This window comes from Terriglobus sp. ADX1 (genome assembly GCF_036877645.1).
In the GTDB taxonomy this organism is placed as follows: Bacteria; Acidobacteriota; Terriglobia; order Terriglobales; family Acidobacteriaceae; genus Terriglobus.
In genome coordinates this window covers 19,755-36,984 of the sequence record NZ_JAEDXV010000030.1, presented here as the reverse complement: position 1 = coordinate 36,984, position 17,230 = coordinate 19,755, and the positions used below count along the sequence as shown (strand labels likewise).

Annotated in this window: 8 protein-coding genes; 3 read left to right on the top strand and 5 right to left on the bottom strand. The window is 57.5% G+C overall.

The window, feature by feature from the left end; genetic code table 11:
* Positions 1 to 29 precede the first annotated feature (29 nt).
* The 3 genes from JAO32_RS16715 to JAO32_RS16705 all read right to left on the bottom strand — a co-directional run bounded on the left by JAO32_RS16715 (position 30) and on the right by JAO32_RS16705 (position 5,565).
* Entirely contained in the window at positions 30 to 1,511 is a 1,482-nt protein-coding gene (locus JAO32_RS16715) for a hypothetical protein (protein ID WP_334242492.1), read from the bottom strand.
* On the bottom strand, positions 1,512 to 2,720 hold the full coding sequence (locus JAO32_RS16710; protein WP_334242490.1) for a hypothetical protein: 1,209 nt from the start codon (positions 2,718 to 2,720) through the stop codon (positions 1,512 to 1,514).
* Positions 2,721 to 2,841: 121 nt separating this feature from the next.
* Entirely contained in the window at positions 2,842 to 5,565 is a 2,724-nt protein-coding gene (locus tag JAO32_RS16705) for a M16 family metallopeptidase (protein WP_334242488.1), read from the bottom strand.
* A gap of 80 nt (positions 5,566 to 5,645) precedes the next feature.
* Here JAO32_RS16705 and rlmN point away from each other — a divergent pair, with 80 nt between their 5' ends.
* On the top strand, positions 5,646 to 6,815 hold the full coding sequence (gene rlmN, locus JAO32_RS16700; protein ID WP_334242486.1) for a 23S rRNA (adenine(2503)-C(2))-methyltransferase RlmN: 1,170 nt from the start codon (positions 5,646 to 5,648) through the stop codon (positions 6,813 to 6,815).
* A gap of 149 nt (positions 6,816 to 6,964) precedes the next feature.
* Here rlmN and JAO32_RS16695 read toward each other — a convergent pair whose 3' ends face one another.
* Positions 6,965 to 11,353 carry a beta strand repeat-containing protein gene (locus JAO32_RS16695; protein WP_334242484.1) on the bottom strand — a complete coding sequence of 1,463 codons (4,389 nt, stop codon included), beginning with the start codon at positions 11,351 to 11,353 and terminating at the stop codon, positions 6,965 to 6,967.
* A gap of 134 nt (positions 11,354 to 11,487) precedes the next feature.
* Positions 11,488 to 14,451 carry an FAD-binding and (Fe-S)-binding domain-containing protein gene (locus JAO32_RS16690; protein WP_334242481.1) on the bottom strand — a complete coding sequence of 988 codons (2,964 nt, stop codon included), beginning with the start codon at positions 14,449 to 14,451 and terminating at the stop codon, positions 11,488 to 11,490.
* A gap of 93 nt (positions 14,452 to 14,544) precedes the next feature.
* Here JAO32_RS16690 and JAO32_RS16685 point away from each other — a divergent pair, with 93 nt between their 5' ends.
* Positions 14,545 to 15,879, top strand: coding sequence for an MFS transporter (locus JAO32_RS16685; protein WP_334242479.1), 1,335 nt, complete (start codon positions 14,545 to 14,547; stop codon positions 15,877 to 15,879).
* Positions 15,876 to 17,213 (top strand): glucarate dehydratase, encoded by a 1,338-nt coding sequence (gene gudD / locus JAO32_RS16680; protein ID WP_334242477.1) that lies wholly within the window; start codon positions 15,876 to 15,878, stop codon positions 17,211 to 17,213. The genes JAO32_RS16685 and gudD overlap by 4 nt, the downstream gene beginning before the upstream one ends.
* The last annotated feature ends 17 nt before the right edge of the window (positions 17,214 to 17,230 follow it).

The window sequence follows — 17,230 nt, the reverse complement described above, 5'->3', positions numbered from 1 at the left end:
CATGCCCTTCGTTTTTCTGGTCAGACTTGTTACTGAACGTCTGCGTCGAAGACTCCGGTTTCTACCGTGTTCCCGTGCTTCATCTGTACGAAGATGCGATAGCGTCCGGGTTTAGGAAAGCCATAGGGAAACTCGACGATCGGGTCGATGTGCGTTTCCGGCATGTGCATGCCGGACATGCCTGCCATGGAATCCATGTTCTGCATGGCCATGTCGCTTTCTCCGTTGGCGATTTCCATAGACTGCATGGGCGCGGAGCCTTCAGGATGCGTATGCGCGAAGGTGGAGAAATCGTCGCGAACAAACGCCGCGTGTCCGGCCATGCCGAGGTAGGGAACCACGTCTGCGGCAGGTTTGCCGTTGGCATCCACCAGATGGAAGCGGAAGGTGGCTGCCTTGCCAGACCTCAGCGATGCAGGCTTGTCCCAGACCATCGTGTAGTCGTCCGGCAAGTGGAATTGTGGTCCCAGTTCACCGGCGGAAATAGGAGCGGGAGCGGCAGAGGCGTCTTCCCTGGCGAGCGCGCCGCCGTGCAAGTCTGCTGGAATATCCAGTGTAGAGGTCAGCGTTTCCGGCAATCCGCTGCGATGGACAATATCCGCAAACAGTCGATAGCGGCCTGCGGGCATGGCGGGGAGAGCCATCTTCAGCTCACCGTTTCCGGCAGGGGCTGGATGCAGATGGAAGACGGCATCCATGCCGGGTTCGCGGATGGCATAGAGGTGCATCAGGTGGTCGTGGTCAGGCACCAGGTCGGTGTTTCTGCGCCGCCAGTGCGGATCGTTCGCGGCGTCTGCGCCAATGGCAAGATCAAGATTGTCGCCCTGTAACGTGGGTGTCAGCGAAAGCGGATGGTAGACGCCCTCCGCGTAATCCGCAGCTTCCACGTTCCACCACTTCGCTCCAAGCCAGACGGCGATGAGGGCAATGGCAAGTGTCGCGCTGCCTGCTAACCAGGCACGGCGATTGCTGTTTGCTGACGGCTCCTGTCCTGGGACAAGGCGCGATTCTCGCGCCGCAGCGGCAACGATTGCTGCCACGCCCACAACCAGCAGAAAGCCCAGAATGCCGAGCACAATGCCGATGGAGCGGTTCATGCGCAACATCTGCAGAGCCACGGCGGGAACAGGCACACTGGCGCTGCCGGAACCGGCGTGGCCTTCGGCCAGGAGCGACACTTTCCATGAACCGGGAGCCATCAGCCAGACGGAGCCGGTGAAGAACTTCGCGTCCGCGCCAGAGACCTTGAGCGTATCGGGTGTCGGTGGATGTTTGCTGGCGTCGCCGGTCATGGGGACGGGCGTTACTCGGAGCGAGTGGGGCACGGCATCGCCGGATATGCGAACTTCCACCACGGCTACGCCGGGGATGACGTCAGGCGGACGGACCGTTACGTACAGTTTGTATGGCCCGGCCTGCACCTGTTCAAAGACATCTTTGGAACCAACGTGCGCGCGCGCGGGCAGGACGAATCCCACGCACAGGAAAAGAAGCAGAAGGATGCGACGCATTTAACGGCGAACCCCACGCATCCACTTGCCGAAGGCGAGACCGCACCATGCTGAGATCGACGCATAGATCGATGCTCTCAGCAGACCCATCCAGAGCGTGACACCGCTGTCTGGTGAGAAAAACACACGGCGGAAATCAAAGCTGTTCGGGTTCTGGAAGTAGCTGAAATAGATGGTGCCGAAGAAGCGGTTGGCGGCAGCAGGCGTGAGCAGGAAATGTGAAAACGGCCACTCCACGGCAACCAGCACGGCGATGAAGAGGAAGCCGGAGGCCAATGCCACCTGCCAGCGCTTCCACGATTGTGTGCGCTGCCACAGCAGATCCAGCGCAAAGGCCGGGATCAGGATCAGCACCGGAAACTTAGTGGGAACCAGATGCGTGACAGGGACGAAGACAGGACCCAGTTTGGGTTCTGCCTTCACCAGAGGGAAGATCAGGATTTCTGCGATCAGCAGTACGGTGTAGATGGCGGCAGCCGTCGTTGCGGCCCACTTGAATCGCGATGCCTGCGAAACCATGGCTAACGCAACCGGTACACCAATGGCCAGAGCCAGGTACGCAATCACACGATGCATTGCGACTTCGGTCGTGTATTCCTGCAGGAAGAACATCTGTCCGCAGACAGTGAGTCCGCCTAGATACAGCAGCAGTCGCTGTAATGGCGCGAAGTTTTCCGAACCTTCGTCTGCCGCGCGATTCATGGTGGCAAGAATGAGGAAGAAGACACCCAGCGATACCGCGCGCATGCCCAGGATCAGCAGCGTGTGCGGCGGCGAGATGATCTTCACGTCCAGGCCGTAGGCGTCGTGCCACCAGTTATCAAACGGCGCGGAGGTGATCATCGCGACACCACCCCAGGCCGCCACAAAAATCCCAAGTGGGGCGCGTAGTCCGAAGACGCTTACGGACGATGCTGCAAGCTCTGATTCAGGGCGGAAGGTGCACTGATAGACCAGATACAGTCCCACCACTGCGGCAATGACGCCGCATAACTGGATCATCAGGTGAGCGGGTGTCCAGAAGGTGTCGCGGCCAATGGAGCGATGCCACGAGACGTCCCACTGACCACCAATGAACGCGGAGGTCACTCCGGCGACGCCTGTCCAGATGTACCAGGGAACGGTAGCGGATTCTGCCTCGCGCACCGTGGTGTGAATCTCCGTTTCCGGCAGACCGATGAGAGAAGAGGGATGTGCGGCTGAGGACATGATCGATTTCCTTTGCAGGAATGTTGCTTCAGCCTATAGCGACGCAATCGAACATGGAAAGCTGAAAAGCGACGGAGGTAGCGGCAATTGCACGAAGCTGTGTGCAATTGCCGCTAACGATTTACTGCGGCGCTGGTCCGCGCACCACCTGCACCAGGTCTTCCACACGCAGATTCTTTGCGAAGGATGCCTGTACTTCTTCAGCTGTGAGTCCCAGGTAGGTCTTTGCGGCGTTGTCGCTTTCATTCAGCGGCAGGCCCATTTGCGCACGTGCCAGCAGAGCGGCTGCCACCGCGGCTTGGCTTGATTCGCCAAGCTGAAGCTGGCGCAGGATCAGGCTCTTGGCCAGTGTCAGTTCGCCTGAGGTTACGGGTGTAGTCTTCATCGATTGCAGATCGCGTTCGACGAGCGCGCGTGCCTTGGAGACGTTTACCGGCTCGCAGCCATAGTCCACGGTGTATGTGGCACGTGTCTTCGTGGCGCGAAGGTTCACGTCTACGGTGTAGACATAGCCCGCTACCTGGCGCAGATCGTGATACAGGCGGCTGGCGTAGAAGCCTCCACCCAGCACGTACGTGCCAAGCTGCATGGGATAGTAATCCGGGCTGAAGCGGTTCATCTGCAAGGTGTGCGACAGCGTGACGGAGTCCTGCACAGCCTCCGGATCACCTACGACGGCGGCGGTCGGCTTATTCGGTGGAACGGGCGGCAGCTCGACCTGAGGCTTCGGTCCGGTAGCCGTCCATGTACCAAAGGCCCTTTCCACCTGCGCACGGGCTTCTGCAGGCGTGATGTCTCCAACGATGACGATGGTCGTCAGGTCGGGCCGCATGGTGGACTTCATGTAGCTCTTCACGTCGTCCAACTTCAACGCGGCAATGGTTTGCGGTGTCTGCTGGCGTAGCGAAGGATCGTTCTTTGGCAATAGAGCTTCACTCAATGCGCGACGCGTGCGGTAGCCGGGCGACGTGAGATTGCCAGCGGTCAACTCCGCTGTTTGCTTCTGCACCACGGGGAAGGCTTCGGCGGGCAATGCGGGATGAAGCTGGTTGTCTGCCAGCAGCTCCACGCCGCGTGCGAAGTTCTCTTTCAGTACCTTCAACCCGAAGCTGAAGCCGGCATCTTCCGTTGCGCCGATGTCATCGAGTTCTTTCTGGAAGGCAATGCGGTCCAGCGAGGTGGTGCCGTAACCGTAGAGCTCCTCCAGAACATCGGCAACGCCTTCCTTGCCCTTCGGCGTGTCCAGATCTTCGTTATGGCGCACAGAGCCGGTCAGCGTGACCGTTGGGCTGGTGTGATCGGTGCGAACGATCAGTCGCAAGCCGTTTGGCAGCGTCTCATCGCTGGGTAATGTCATGGGATGCGGCAGTCGAAGTTCTGCCAGCGGCTTTGCAGCCCAGTCGGGCAGCGCCACTTCCTTCGTTGGAGTGGAGGTGAGTTTCTCGCCGCCACCAAAGCCCTTGCCTGCGGTGGGTGCGCCGCTGGCAACCGGTTTCAGTGTCGCCGTCATGGTGCTCACGCGCAGCAGATACTGCCGTGCCACGCGGTTCACGTCGGCTACCGTGACGCGTTTAATGGCTTCCGTTGCTTCTGCGGGAGAATTCTTGCGATCCGCGCCCAAAGCCTGCGACCACTGCTGCGCAAGGCCCGGAATGGAGTTGGCACCGAAGGCGTCATCTGTAATTTCGCTGCGCTTTGCGGCTTCCACCAGGTCAGCGGGAACGCCGTTCTGTGCATAGCGATTCAGGATGGAACGCATCTCATCCAGCGCGGGTTTGGCGTCGGCTTCGCTGGCAACGGCCACCATGCCGAAGCCAAGGCTGGCCTTGGGATAGCTGCCTGCCATGCCAAACTGTGTTCCCAGGGCCTTGCCCGCGGGCACCATGGCGTACAGATCGCCGCGCTGGCTGCTGAGCACATCAGCCAGCACCTGCGCTGCGGCGTAGTCCTTGCTTTCCGTGCCGGGAAGACGATAGCCGATGACCGCCAACGTGTACGGTAGATTGCTGTCCAGCGTGAACGTCTCGTTCTTCACTGGGCTCAGCGTGAATGCAGCTTCCTTCGGCACCTCGCGGCGCTTTACCGGGCCGAAGAATTCACGCACCTGCTTCAATGTCTGGTCGGAATCAACATCGCCCACAATGACCAGCACCGCGTTCGACGGCGAGTACCACTTGTCATAAAACGCGCGGAGGTCAGCGCCTGTGGTCTTTTCAAAGCTTTCCTTGGTGCCAAGAGCGTCGTGTGCGTAGGGTGTTCCGGCGAACATGCCTTCATTTAGCCGCGAAATCAGCTTGTACGTCGGCGAAGAAAGATCGCGCTGCACTTCCTGCGTAATGGCGCCGCGTTCCTGCTCCCACTCATGATCGGCGTTGTCGACACCCACCATGCAGGCGGCTTCGGCGCGCAACGCTACTTCCACGTCTGTCGATGGAACGGTGGCGTAGAACTGCGTCACGTTACCCTGCGTGTCGGCGTTGTTGTCGCCACCCAGGCGAGCGTAGATGGCGGCGGTCTGGTCCGCCGTCATACCGGTGCAGCCGCGGAATGCCATGTGCTCCAGCGCATGCGCGGTGCCGGGGAAGCCCACGGGCGTCTGATTGCCGCCAGCGAGGATGTTCAGTTCCACCGTTGCCACGGGGGCCAGTCGGTTCTTCACAATCACCACGCGCAGGCCGTTGGGCAGTGTTTCGCGCGTCACATTGGGGCCGTCTGCCAGTGTTTTTGGAGAGGCGTGCTTTACGGCGACGGGCTTCTTCTGCGCGCTGGTAAATAGCGGAGAAGAAATGGCAACAGACAGAATGGCGGCTAGAACGAGTGGAGTGCGTGCTTTCAAAACGAACATGTACCTCGCTGCTTTAGACTCTACCCCCTCTGGGCAGGTCAACCACTGGTGCAGTGTGAGGATTTATCCTATAGAAGACGATGTCTGCGCTGTTTGGTAAATCGCTTCCGGAACTGACCGAACTGGCCGCCGCCCTGGGCCAGAAGCCCTACCGTGCGCGGCAGATCTTCGACGCCCTCTACAAACAGCGCGTGACGGACTTTGACGCCATCACGCCGCTTTCGCAGGAATTACGCGCCTCGCTGGCTGCGGAACATACGGTTGGCATGCCTGAAATTGTGCAAACCGCGATCTCCGTAGATGGAACCGAGCGCTACCTGATGCGCATGGAAGACGGCGAAACGGTGGAAACCGTCTGGATGCCAGATGGCGACGGCGTGGAAAACACCGACGACGCCGAAGAGGCCGCCGATGCCCGTGCCGACGCAAAGTTCGTGGACAAGCGGAACTGGGGCGCACTGGCTCCAATGGGATATCGGCGCGCGACCATCTGTATTTCGTCGCAGGTGGGCTGCGCGGTGAACTGCCAGTTCTGCCTGACGGCAAAGCTGGGCATCAAGCGCGACCTGACCGCAGGCGAGATCGCAGGCCAGGTGGCCGCTGTGCTGAATCGCCACAAAATTCAGATGGGCAAGGACCGCATCAACCTTGTCTTCATGGGCATGGGCGAACCCTTCTTGAACTACGACAACTTCATGAAGTCCGTGTTGCTGTTGGTGGAAGGCATCGGTATTCCTGCATCGCGGATGACGGTGAGCACCAGCGGCATTGAGCCGGCGATTCGCCGCTTTGCTACGGAGACTGTTCGACCCAATCTTGCGCTGTCCTTAAATGGATCGAACGACACGGTGCGCGAACAGGTCATGCCTATCACGCGCAAATGGAACATTGAAAAACTGCTGGACGCGGTGAATACCATCCCGCTGAACAAGCGCGACTGGGTCACGTTTGAATACGTAATGCTTGGCGGCATCAACGACCAGCTGTCAAACGCGCACGAAGTTCTTGCGCTGCTCAAGGGCATGCACGCGAAGGTAAACCTGATCGTGTGGAACCCTGGCCCCGGTATGCCTTACACGCAACCCACCGCAGAGGACGTGGATGTATTCCAGCAGACGCTGATCCAGAACGGATTGCCCTGCTACATCCGCCGCCCACGCGGCCGCGACATCTACGCAGCCTGCGGGCAGTTAAAGCGCACCGTGGAACCGGAAAAAACAGCGGACACGCTGGTACAACTCAGCGCTTAGCCTTATCCCTGCATTCTGAATACCGTGACCCATCCTGTGATGGGCAGTTCTGTGTAAGTGCCACCTCCTCTTGAGTTCTTGAACTATTCCCCAAGACGACTAAGTCCGCCTCGAGAGGCGACTTAGTGTCTTGGTTACGTTGTTTGAAGTTATTGCACGGTCACGGTGATTGCGGATGAGGCACTTGCGCCGGGGTTCGTTGCTACCAGCTGTCCTGTTCCTGCTGCTGCCAGATCAGAGGCTGGGATCGCAACAGTGACGTGCGTAGCATCCACGATGGTTGTCGTGCGGTAGCTACCGTTCCAGGTAACTGCTACACCCGGAATGAAGTTGCTACCAGTCAACGTCAACAACGTGTTGCCCGTGCCCGCTGTAATTGTGGTTGCGGAGCTTGAGGTGAGTGTTGCCGCAGAGTTTGCGCCCAGTTCCTGCGGCACTACAAATGCTCCCCGGATCAGATAGATATGTCCGGTAGAGGTCAACATAGCAAGCCCATCCTGTCCCCAACGGATGACGTCCACGATTGAGTACGAGCTTGACCCCTCGATGGAAGCAAAATCAATCGGCAGAACAGAACTGGCTAGATACGTGTTCAAGTCGTAGGACGTGATGGCGTTCGAAACTCCATACGATTGTCCTGAAGTCAGGTAGAAAGCACGCCGGAGCGAGGAGTCGGGAACAAAACCCTGGTTCGACGAATAGCCACCGGAGGTAGAAGTGGGTAGAGTTGCTATCTGGCGCGCTATCGAACCGGAAGGATCTGCTATGCCTCCAGCATTCGCAAAGGCAAGACCGCCGCTCAGTTTGAAACAGCCAAAGTGATTGAGCGTAGAAGACGTGTATTGCGAGTAGTTGTAGTACTGGAAGCCCGCTGGCGTCACCGTGTAGTGGTCTAAGCTGAAGCCGCTTGTGTCTATGTCAAATGACAGCATGTTATTGGCATCGAGAAAGGCAATGCATGAGCCCGTATAGGGGCCTGTGGCGCTGCCGCGCTTCGTGGCTGTTTTGTTTACCGGATCGAAGTCATAGAGAATGTTGCCTTCCCAGGAAGACAGGTCGAGCGCGAGAGTATTTTCAGAACCAGTCTGGACGGCCAGGCCGCGAGGATAGGTCGTGGTGCTGGAGGTCGAACTGGTCCCGACCGCGTAAGTGTAGTCCAGGCTACGGCTCAGCATGTTGAACCGTGCAATGCTCTGATTGCCATTCAACACGGTGTAGAGCGTCTGCCCAGTGCTGCTTAGTGCCATGCTTGTGGGTTGACTGCCAATTGCAACCTCTTGATCAAAGAGGCCCGTCGATGGTGTAAGTGCCACGATGGTGTTGCCTTTGATTGTGGATGATCCGGCGCCGACGCTTACCATGATCTGACCCGAATATGGATCCGTGAGAATGTGGTTCGCGCCAAGAGTGAAGGTCTGGTAGACGGAGAGAGGCTGTGCGGAAGAGGTTCCGCCGCCCAGTCCTGGGGTGGTCACCGTAACGGGTGCCCAGCCAAGTTTAGTCAGATTCGCTGCCGGTACCATCGCGGTGAGCTTTCCGCTGTTCACGAACGTAGTCGCAAGCGAACTGGAGGCAAGAGAGACTATTGATGTGGAGTTGAAGTTTGCTCCCAGCACTGTAATTACGGTATCCGTCGAGCCGGCTGCCAAGGCAGAGGGCGAGAAGGATGCAAGAACGGGGGGCAGAGCGTAAGCGTTTCCTGTGATGGCGACAGTCGTGGATGCGCTGTTATTGCTGCTCGTCGAATCTGTGGTCGATCCCGACACGGTTGCAGAAAGTGTTTCGTCTCCAGCTGTGGTCTGAAGAACACTGACTGACACTGTGGCACTGCTGCCATTTGTGAGGGTGCCAAGTGCGCATGTGGACGTTTGACCCAGGTAGCAGGTGCCGCCCGAGGTCGTTACTGCTGTTACAACCCCATTCGATGGACCAGCAATGAAGAGGAAGACGTCAGTGGCGTCCGACGGACCACCATTGGCAACTTTCACCGTAAAGTTGCCGGTCGCTCCAGTGGTTGTGCTTCCAGATGACGTAATGCTCACCCCAAGATCTGCTTGCGAGGCTGAGAGATCCTTTACAACCGCAGTTTGGAGACTGAAGAAACCGTCTGTCGTGCGGAATGCCAGCCCGTTTGCTCCCCAACGCGTCAGACGCGGCCCGGAAGCGCCGTAAATAGACGAGGATGAGACGCTCGGTATTGCGATGAATGCACCGGCAGTGAAGTCCGAGGGATTGAATGCCTGGATCTGATATCCGCTTGTAGAATTGTTTGTCTCCAACACAAATGTTTTGCTGGCATCAGGTTCGGTGACCTGAGAGCCCGCAGCGACGGTCTGCCCGGAACTGTAATAAGTGCCAAGCGTGGCACCGGACTCCGCATCCAGAACCCTGCCAGTATCGGTGTAGATGCGGCCATTCAGCAGTTGCATTTCGTCCGTGCTGCTGCCAGCCACATTCGCGTTATTGTTGGTGGCTTTGGTGGTTATGCCCGTTGACGAATAGGTGTACGTGTTGAACGTGCTGCCACCCGCGTAGATCTCGTTCTTTGTCCCGTCAATCTGGAGTGCGTAGGTTTGGTTGTAGCTTGTTGTGGTGCTTGTTGCTGTTCTCTGAACACCAGCGTCGTAGATGGAGAGGTAGGGAGAGGAACTGATACCCACCGAACTGGAGATAACAACCGAGTCGGTGGCTCCCGGAAGCGCCGCGAGGGCGAGCACGGTTTGAGGAGCGTTATAGATGCCAGAATTCGTGGGGGTGAGTGAGAACTGGAGGCCAGCCGTTCCAGAGTTGAGGTCTACCTTTCGCACGGCGGAGGAACCATCCAGGCCAACCCATAGATATCTTCCATCCGAAGTCACCGCCAGCTTGTTGGGCTCGCTTCCAACAGGGATGGGAGTGCCGAGAGCACCGGTGAGGGGATCGATTGAGACGATTGCATTTCCAAGTGGCGCTCCTGCCGAGGAAGGGATGGAGGCGTAGAACAGGCCCTTTACGGGGTTATAGACCATGCTGTTATTCGGAACTGCTACATACGCCAGGAAAGGCTTGGAAGCGCTGCCACCACCCGGCGCGGGAGTCGTGACGGTCACATTTGCAAGCCCGGGTCGAGAGAGGGCAGACGCTGGAATGGTGACACTCAGACTCGTACTCGTCACAGAAGAGACGTTGTAAGTTACGCCGCTGTATTGGAGCGTGGTGGAAGCAGTAAAGCCGGTTCCATAGATCGAAAGTGTCGCGTCTTTCCCGATTGGTGCTGCTGAAGGGCTAATACTCGTGATTGTCGGAGCAGGAGGATCCGTGATGCTTACTGTGAGTGCGTTGGAGTTAGCTGAGGCACCCGGCGTGGAGGCTGTGATCGAAGCTGTTCCCTTGGTTGCGATCAGGCTGGCCGCCACCTTGGCGGACAGATAATTGATGGTGGTATTACCAACTACGACAGTGTTGTATACCGTCGAGTCGAGTGTCGTTCCATTCCAGAGCAGCTTGGTGGAGGCGGTCAGGTTTGTTCCCTGAGCGCTAATGGAGGTATCACCAGATCCTGCAACGAAGCTCGTTGGGCTCACGGTGGACAATACTGGGGTAGCAGCTGGCTTCGGCGCTACGATAAAATTAGCTGGTACTCCAGGGCCCCCACCCGGCTGCATGTTGTAAAGCACAAACGTAAGCGTGCCGGTGCTCGCGAAATCTGCAGTGGTGAGCCCGACAGTCATCTGGGTCCCGCTGACATAGGTTGCAGCCCTAGTAATGCCATTGATCTGCAGAACCGTGGAAGGCAGAAATCCTGAACCATTGATTGTTATCTTGGCTGCTGCCGCTCCTACAACGACGGAACTGGGCGCGAGAGAAGTGATGCTGGGAGCGGGGTTGTTTACTGCAAGTGAACTGGTGCCGGACATGCCGCCGCCCGGCTTGGGGTTGATGACGTTCAGCGGTAACGCCTGCGCTGTGGCAAAATCAGCCGCAGTCAACGCCGCAGTGAGTTGTGTGTCGCTGACAAAAGTGGTGTCGCGCGTGCTGCCGTTTACCGCAAGCGCAACGCCCGGAACGAAGTTTGTTCCCGTTACCGTGATGCTGGAAGCGCTGGTTCCTAGCAAGACTGCCGCTGGCGAAACAGAAATCAGTGATGGAACCGGATTATCGACGGAGAGAGCGACGGACTGAGTGTCAGCTTTGACAGTCGTGCTGCCATTGTTTACGGAGACAGACAGCACTGTGCCCAGCTTGAGCTGGGCTGCGGCTACGGCTGCCTTGAGCTGTGTATCGCTAACGTAGGTCGTGGGCTCGGCCGTGCTGCCGAGAGAGATGACCGATGAACTGGTAAAGCCTGTACCGGTTACGACCAATGTGATGTCGTTCGATCCCATGGGGACATTGGTGGGAGAAACACCAGCGATGGTCAGGGTTGCCGTAGTAGAGCCGCCACCGCCCCCAGTGGAGGATGATGCTCCACCCCCGGCGCAACCAGTGAAGAACATCGTTGAGGCAGACAGGGAGGCAATCGCTGCAAGGCGTAGGAGAAACGAACGGCAGTCGGACATAGACCTCGGATAGTAATTCCCGGAGGTAACACAGGCAACCTAAATTAACGCCAATTTGCGCCATAGCGCGTGATTATTACCCGGATTGATAACCCCCTGCTGGAATCAGCGTCATATATCAGCCTTTGGCGTCCTTATTTGCCGATTTTGTTCGTCGTCAGGACCTCTGAGAGGTGCATAGCTCTCCGTGAGCCGTTTTGGGCAATCTGTTCGCGGCAACTGAAGCCGTTGCTGACGATGATGTCCTGTTCTGATGCTGCACGTACTGCTGGCATTAGAACGCGTTCGGCGAGGGTCTGCGAAACTTCGTACTTGTCTTTCTCAAATCCGAATGGGCCTGCCATGCCGCAGCATCCGGAGTCGAGCAGATCTACCTGCGCTCCCGTTGCCTGGAGTAAGGCCATGTCGTCCTTCATGGTGAGTTGTGTCTTCTGATGGCAGTGGCCGTGCACCACGATACGGCGATCTGGCATCTGTGGCGGTTGCCACTGTTTGCGTGCAAGCGCCTCACTCAACATGATGGTTTGTTTTGCTAACTTCTTTGCACGCTCGTCGTTCGGGTAGAAGTTCAGCAGTTCATCGCGAAAGACGGTGGCGCAACTTGGTTCCAGCATGATGACGGGGATTCCCGCATCAATCTCATGGGCAAACGTATCCAGCACGCGACGGAGATATTTCTTCGCTTCATCCAGAAAACCGAAGTCATACAGCGGACGCCCGCAGCAGATGTGTCGCTTCTGCGTGGTGATGGTGTAACCGGCATCGTTCAACAGATCGGCAGCAGCGTGTAGTGCGGAGGGGTGGAAGTAGTTATTCCATGTATCGGCCCACAGAATGGCATCCGTTTGTTGTGGCTTCCATGCGTGTGTCCGATTGAATGCGTCGCGAAAGTTGCTCTTGGCAAACTGTGGCAGTTCACGCTGCGGTGCAATGTGCAGTATGCGTTTTGCAAGCGATGCCAGTGGCGCAATCTTCATCGGCAGATTCGCCAGTGTGGGCGCAATGGATGCGAGCGATGCCCACTTATCCATGTGGCCAAAGCCGTAGTGCGAAAGAGGATGATGTTTGCCTTCGTAGTAATGCGCCAGGAACTCTGACTTCCACGTGGCCATGTCCACGTTCACGGGGCACTCTGTCTTGCATGCCTTGCAGGAGAGACAGAGGTCGAGTGCATCGTGAATCTCTTCGCTCTTCCAACCCTCGCTGATGGCGTCGCCGTGCAGCATTTCCCATAGCAAGTGCGCACGACCGCGTGTGGAGTGCTTTTCTTCGTGCGTGGCCATGTAGCTGGGACACATGGTGCCGTGATCATGGCGACGGCATGCACCTACGCCGACGCAGCGTTCTGTGGCTCCAGCAAAGCCTTCGTCGTTGGGATAGGTAAACCACGTCTTTGTTGCTGCGGCTTCGTAACCGGGGCCAATGCGCAGGTTGTCGATGGCGTCATAGACCGCGACAGGATCAATGAGCTTGCCGGGGTTCATGTGATTCGTGGGATCCCACAACCACTTGAATTCGCGGAAGGCATCCATCAATTCGTCCCCGAACATTTTCGGTAGCAAGCACGCACGTGCTTGTCCGTCGCCGTGTTCGCCGGAGAACGAGCCTCCGTACTTCAACACGATGTCCGCAGCGCGATCAATGAAGGAGCGATACTTCTCTGCGCCTTCCTGCGTGCGCAGATCGAAGGAGATGCGCAGGTGCACGCATCCCTGTCCGAAGTGGCCATACATGGGCGTGCGGTAGTCGTATTCGTGTAGCAGGTGGAAGAGATCTCGCAGATACTTGCCAAGATGTTCGGGCGGGACGGCAGAGTCCTCCCAGCCTTCCCAGCCGCTCTTTTCGCCGGGAACAAACACGCTGGCGCCGAGGCCCGATTCGCGCACCTTCCACACACGCGCTGCTTCCGCCTCGCTGTAACGGCCTACGGTAGGCTTCACAGGAAACGTCTGCACATCTTCAAGGAAGCGCTCGACGATGGCATCAACTTCTGCGTCGTCGTTCGTGCCGAACTCGCAGAGCAGGAAGCCGCGTCCTTCGGGCAGAAGCTTCACGTCGTCGACTGCAAGATTCTTGCGCAACATGAAGTCGACCAGCAGACCATCAAAACCCTCCAGGCCGATGGGACTGTGCTTCAAAACATTGGGAACATGATCGGCTGCGATGTACGGATCAGGGAACCCAAGTGCGACGAGGCGACGCTTCTGTGGGCTTTGTTTTAGTTCGCACTTCGCTGCAAGGATGGTGACGCAAGTGCCCTCTGTACCCACAAGCGCGCGTGCTACGTTGAATCCGTTCTCCGGCAGAAGCTGATCCAGGTTGTAGCCAGAGACTCGACGTGGAATATCCGGGAAACGCTCACGCACCAGTGTGCTGTAGGTATCGCGAAGGCGCTTCAATCCTGCATAAATCTCACCCTTGCGACCACCAGCGGCAATGATCTTTGCAAGCTCTTCTTCGGTGGTGCGACCCACAGTCATGCGTGTGCCGTCATAAAGAAGAATGTCCAATTCCTCAATGTTGTCGACGGTTTTGCCACCCATCAGCGCGTGGACACCACAGGAGTTGTTACCGATCATGCCGCCCAGCGTGCAACGCGAATGCGTTGCAGGATCAGGCGCAAAGGTGAGTTCGTGCTTCTCTGCCTCATCGCGCAGTGCATCCAGCACAATGCCCGGCTGCACATATGCCATACGTCCGTCTGGATCAAGCGAGACGATGTGGTTCAGATACTTGGAAAAATCCATTACCACGGCCACGTTGCAGCATTGGCCTGCCAGGCTGGTACCGCCTCCGCGTGAAAGCACGGGCGCGCCAAAGGCACGGCAGGCAGCAACGGTTGCAATCACGTCGTCGATGGTCTTTGGAATGACGAGGCCGATGGGCACCTGTCGATAGTTTGAAGCGTCCGTGGCATAGAGCGCGCGCGAAGCTTCGTCAAAGCGCACCTCGCCCTGAACGGTAGCGCGCAGGCGCTGTTCCAGACGCACCGCGTCAGAGAATCGCTCGTGGGGGTGCGGGTCGGAAGGCGTCTGTTGCAGGATGGAAAATGGCGAGGTAGTGCTCATGACGTCGGCAGCGGAACTCCCTGCTGCCATCCTACCGCTCTCACCGTGCATGGCCAATCGTCCGTGCCAGCCGCTATAGTTCTGTTGCCCGCACGCAGTCCAATTAGAAGGATTTTAGCCAGCATGAGCACGTCGCGACAGACGCGAATCCGATACCTGATTGTGTTAATGCTCTTTCTTGCCAGTTCGTTCAGCTATGGCGATCGCGTGGTGCTGTCGATTGTGGGCGTGGCTCTGAGCAAGGATCTGCACCTGAATGCGCTGAAGCTTGGCTATCTGTTGTCTGCTTTCAGTTGGGCGTATGTGATCATGCAGTTGCCTGCGGGCAGTCTGCTGGATCGCTACGGGTCAAAGCGCGTGTACGGCTATAGCATCGTGGGCTGGTCCATCTGCGCCATTGCGGCTGGCTTTGTGGGATATCTTCCGGTTGCGATGGCGTTTGGCGCGTTGTTCTTTCTGCGGTTGCTGTCGGGTGCGGTGCAGTCGCCCATCTTTCCTGGTAATGGACGAATTGTTGCTGCCTGGTTTCCCGCGTCTGAACGCGGTCGTGCCTCGGCGATCTTTAATTCGTCGCAGTACTTTGCATTGGTGTTCTTCGGGCCGCTGATGGGGTGGCTGGTGACCCGGCGTAACTGGGAGGCGTGCTTCTGGCTTGGCGGAGTGATGAGCCTGCTGTTAAGTGTGTTGTGGTTCCGCGCGGTGTACAGCGTGAAAGAGCATCCACGCATAAGCCAGGAGGAGATTGAACATATTGAGGTTGGTGGTGGACTCGCTTCCATGGATTCTGGTACAGCGAAGCGCACGTCCACGCTGACGTGGTCGGGCGTCAAGCTGCTCCTGAGCAATCGCATGCTGGTGGGCATTTACATTGGCCAGTACTGCATTACCGCGCTGACGTGGTTCTTCCTTACATGGTTCCCCATCTATCTGAGTCAGGCGAGGCACATGTCCATGCAGAAGGTTGGCTTTCTGGCAGCACTGCCGGCAATGTGCGGTGTCGTGGGCGGCATTCTTGGCGGGGTTGTTAGCGACATTTTGTTGCGCAAGACGAAGAGTCCGTCCATTGCACGCAAGACGCCGATTGTGGCGGGCATGCTGTGCTCGTTGACCATGATCGGTTGCAATTACACGAACAGCAGCATCGTGGTGGTGACGTTGATGGCGTTGGCATTCTTTGGCAAGGGTTTCGGCGCGCTGGGCTGGACTGTGATTTCAGACGTCTCACCAAAGAACATGATTGGATTGAATGGTGGATTGTTCAACCTGATTGGCAATACCGCAGGCATCACTACGCCCATCATTATTGGTTACATCCGCCAGAAGACAGGATCGTTTGAGATGGCGCTGGTGTATGTGGGGTTCATGGCGCTTACAGCCATCGTGAGTTATTTGCTGATTGTGGGTGAGATTCGCCGCGTGGAGTTTACGCCGGAACAGTTGCAGGGGAGAGCAGTATGAGTGAGCTGAAAGGCGCGCCAGTCGTTACCGGAATGCGCGTTATCCCTGTCGCGGGGCAGGACAGCATGTTGCTGAATCTGAGCGGTGCGCATGCGCCCTTCTTCACGCGCAACCTGGTGCTGCTGACGGATAGCGCCGGCAACACCGGTGTGGGCGAAGTTCCCGGCGGTGAGTCGATTCGCGAAGTGCTGGAGCAGTCGCGCGCGATTGTTGTCAGCACCAGCATCGCGGCGTATCGCACCACGCTGCAGCGTGTGCATGCAGCCTTTGCGGACCGCGACGCAGGCGGACGTGGATTGCAGACATTCGATCTTCGTGTGGCTATTCATGCTGTTACAGCGTTAGAAGCTGCTCTTCTCGATCTGGTGGGTAAGTTTGTGAACCTTCCTGTTGCGGATCTGCTGGGTGAAGGCCGACAGCGTTCGCAGGTGGAGGTGTTGGGATACCTGTTCTATATCGGCGATCGAACGCAGACGGATCTTCCATATCGTGATGAAAAGAGTGCCGAAGAAGAATGGTTTCGTCTGCGCAATGAGGAAGCACTGACCCCGGAAAGTATTGTGCGTTTGGCAGAGGCCACGTATGCGCGTTATGGCTTTCGCGATTTCAAGCTGAAGGGCGGTGTGCTTGCGGGTGATGAGGAGATCGAAGCAGTCACTGCACTTGCTGAGCGTTTTCCGGAAGCGCGCATCACGCTGGACCCCAATGGCGCGTGGTCGTTGAAAGAAGCGGTGCGGCTATGCAGCGGCAAGCATGATGTACTTGCATACGCCGAAGATCCATGCGGGGCTGAGGATGGTTTTAGTGGGCGCGAAATTATGGCGGAATTCCGTAAAGAAACCGGATTGCCCACAGCGACCAACATGATTGCAACAGATTGGCGACAGCTTCAACATGCGCTGCAGTTGCACTCCGTGGATATTCCCCTTGCTGATCCGCACTTCTGGACGATGGAAGGTTCTGTACGTGTGGCGCAGACGTGCCGCATGCATGGGCTTACATGGGGCTCGCATTCGAACAATCATTTTGATGTTTCGCTGGCCATGTTTACGCACGTGGCAGCAGCCGCACCGGGAGACACCACTGCCATTGATACACACTGGATCTGGCAGGACGGGCAGCGGCTGACGAAGGAGCCATTGCGTATTCAGGACGGTTTGCTCACGGTGCCGAACAAGCCGGGCCTGGGCGTGGAAGTGGATATGGAACAAGTGGAGCAGGCGCACGCTACGTATAACAGTTTGCCTGCAGGGGCGCGAAATGATGCAGCAGCGATGCAGTATCTGATCCCAAATTGGAAGTTTGACCCGAAGAAGGCGTGCCTTGTTCGTTGATGTTTCAACGTTATAGT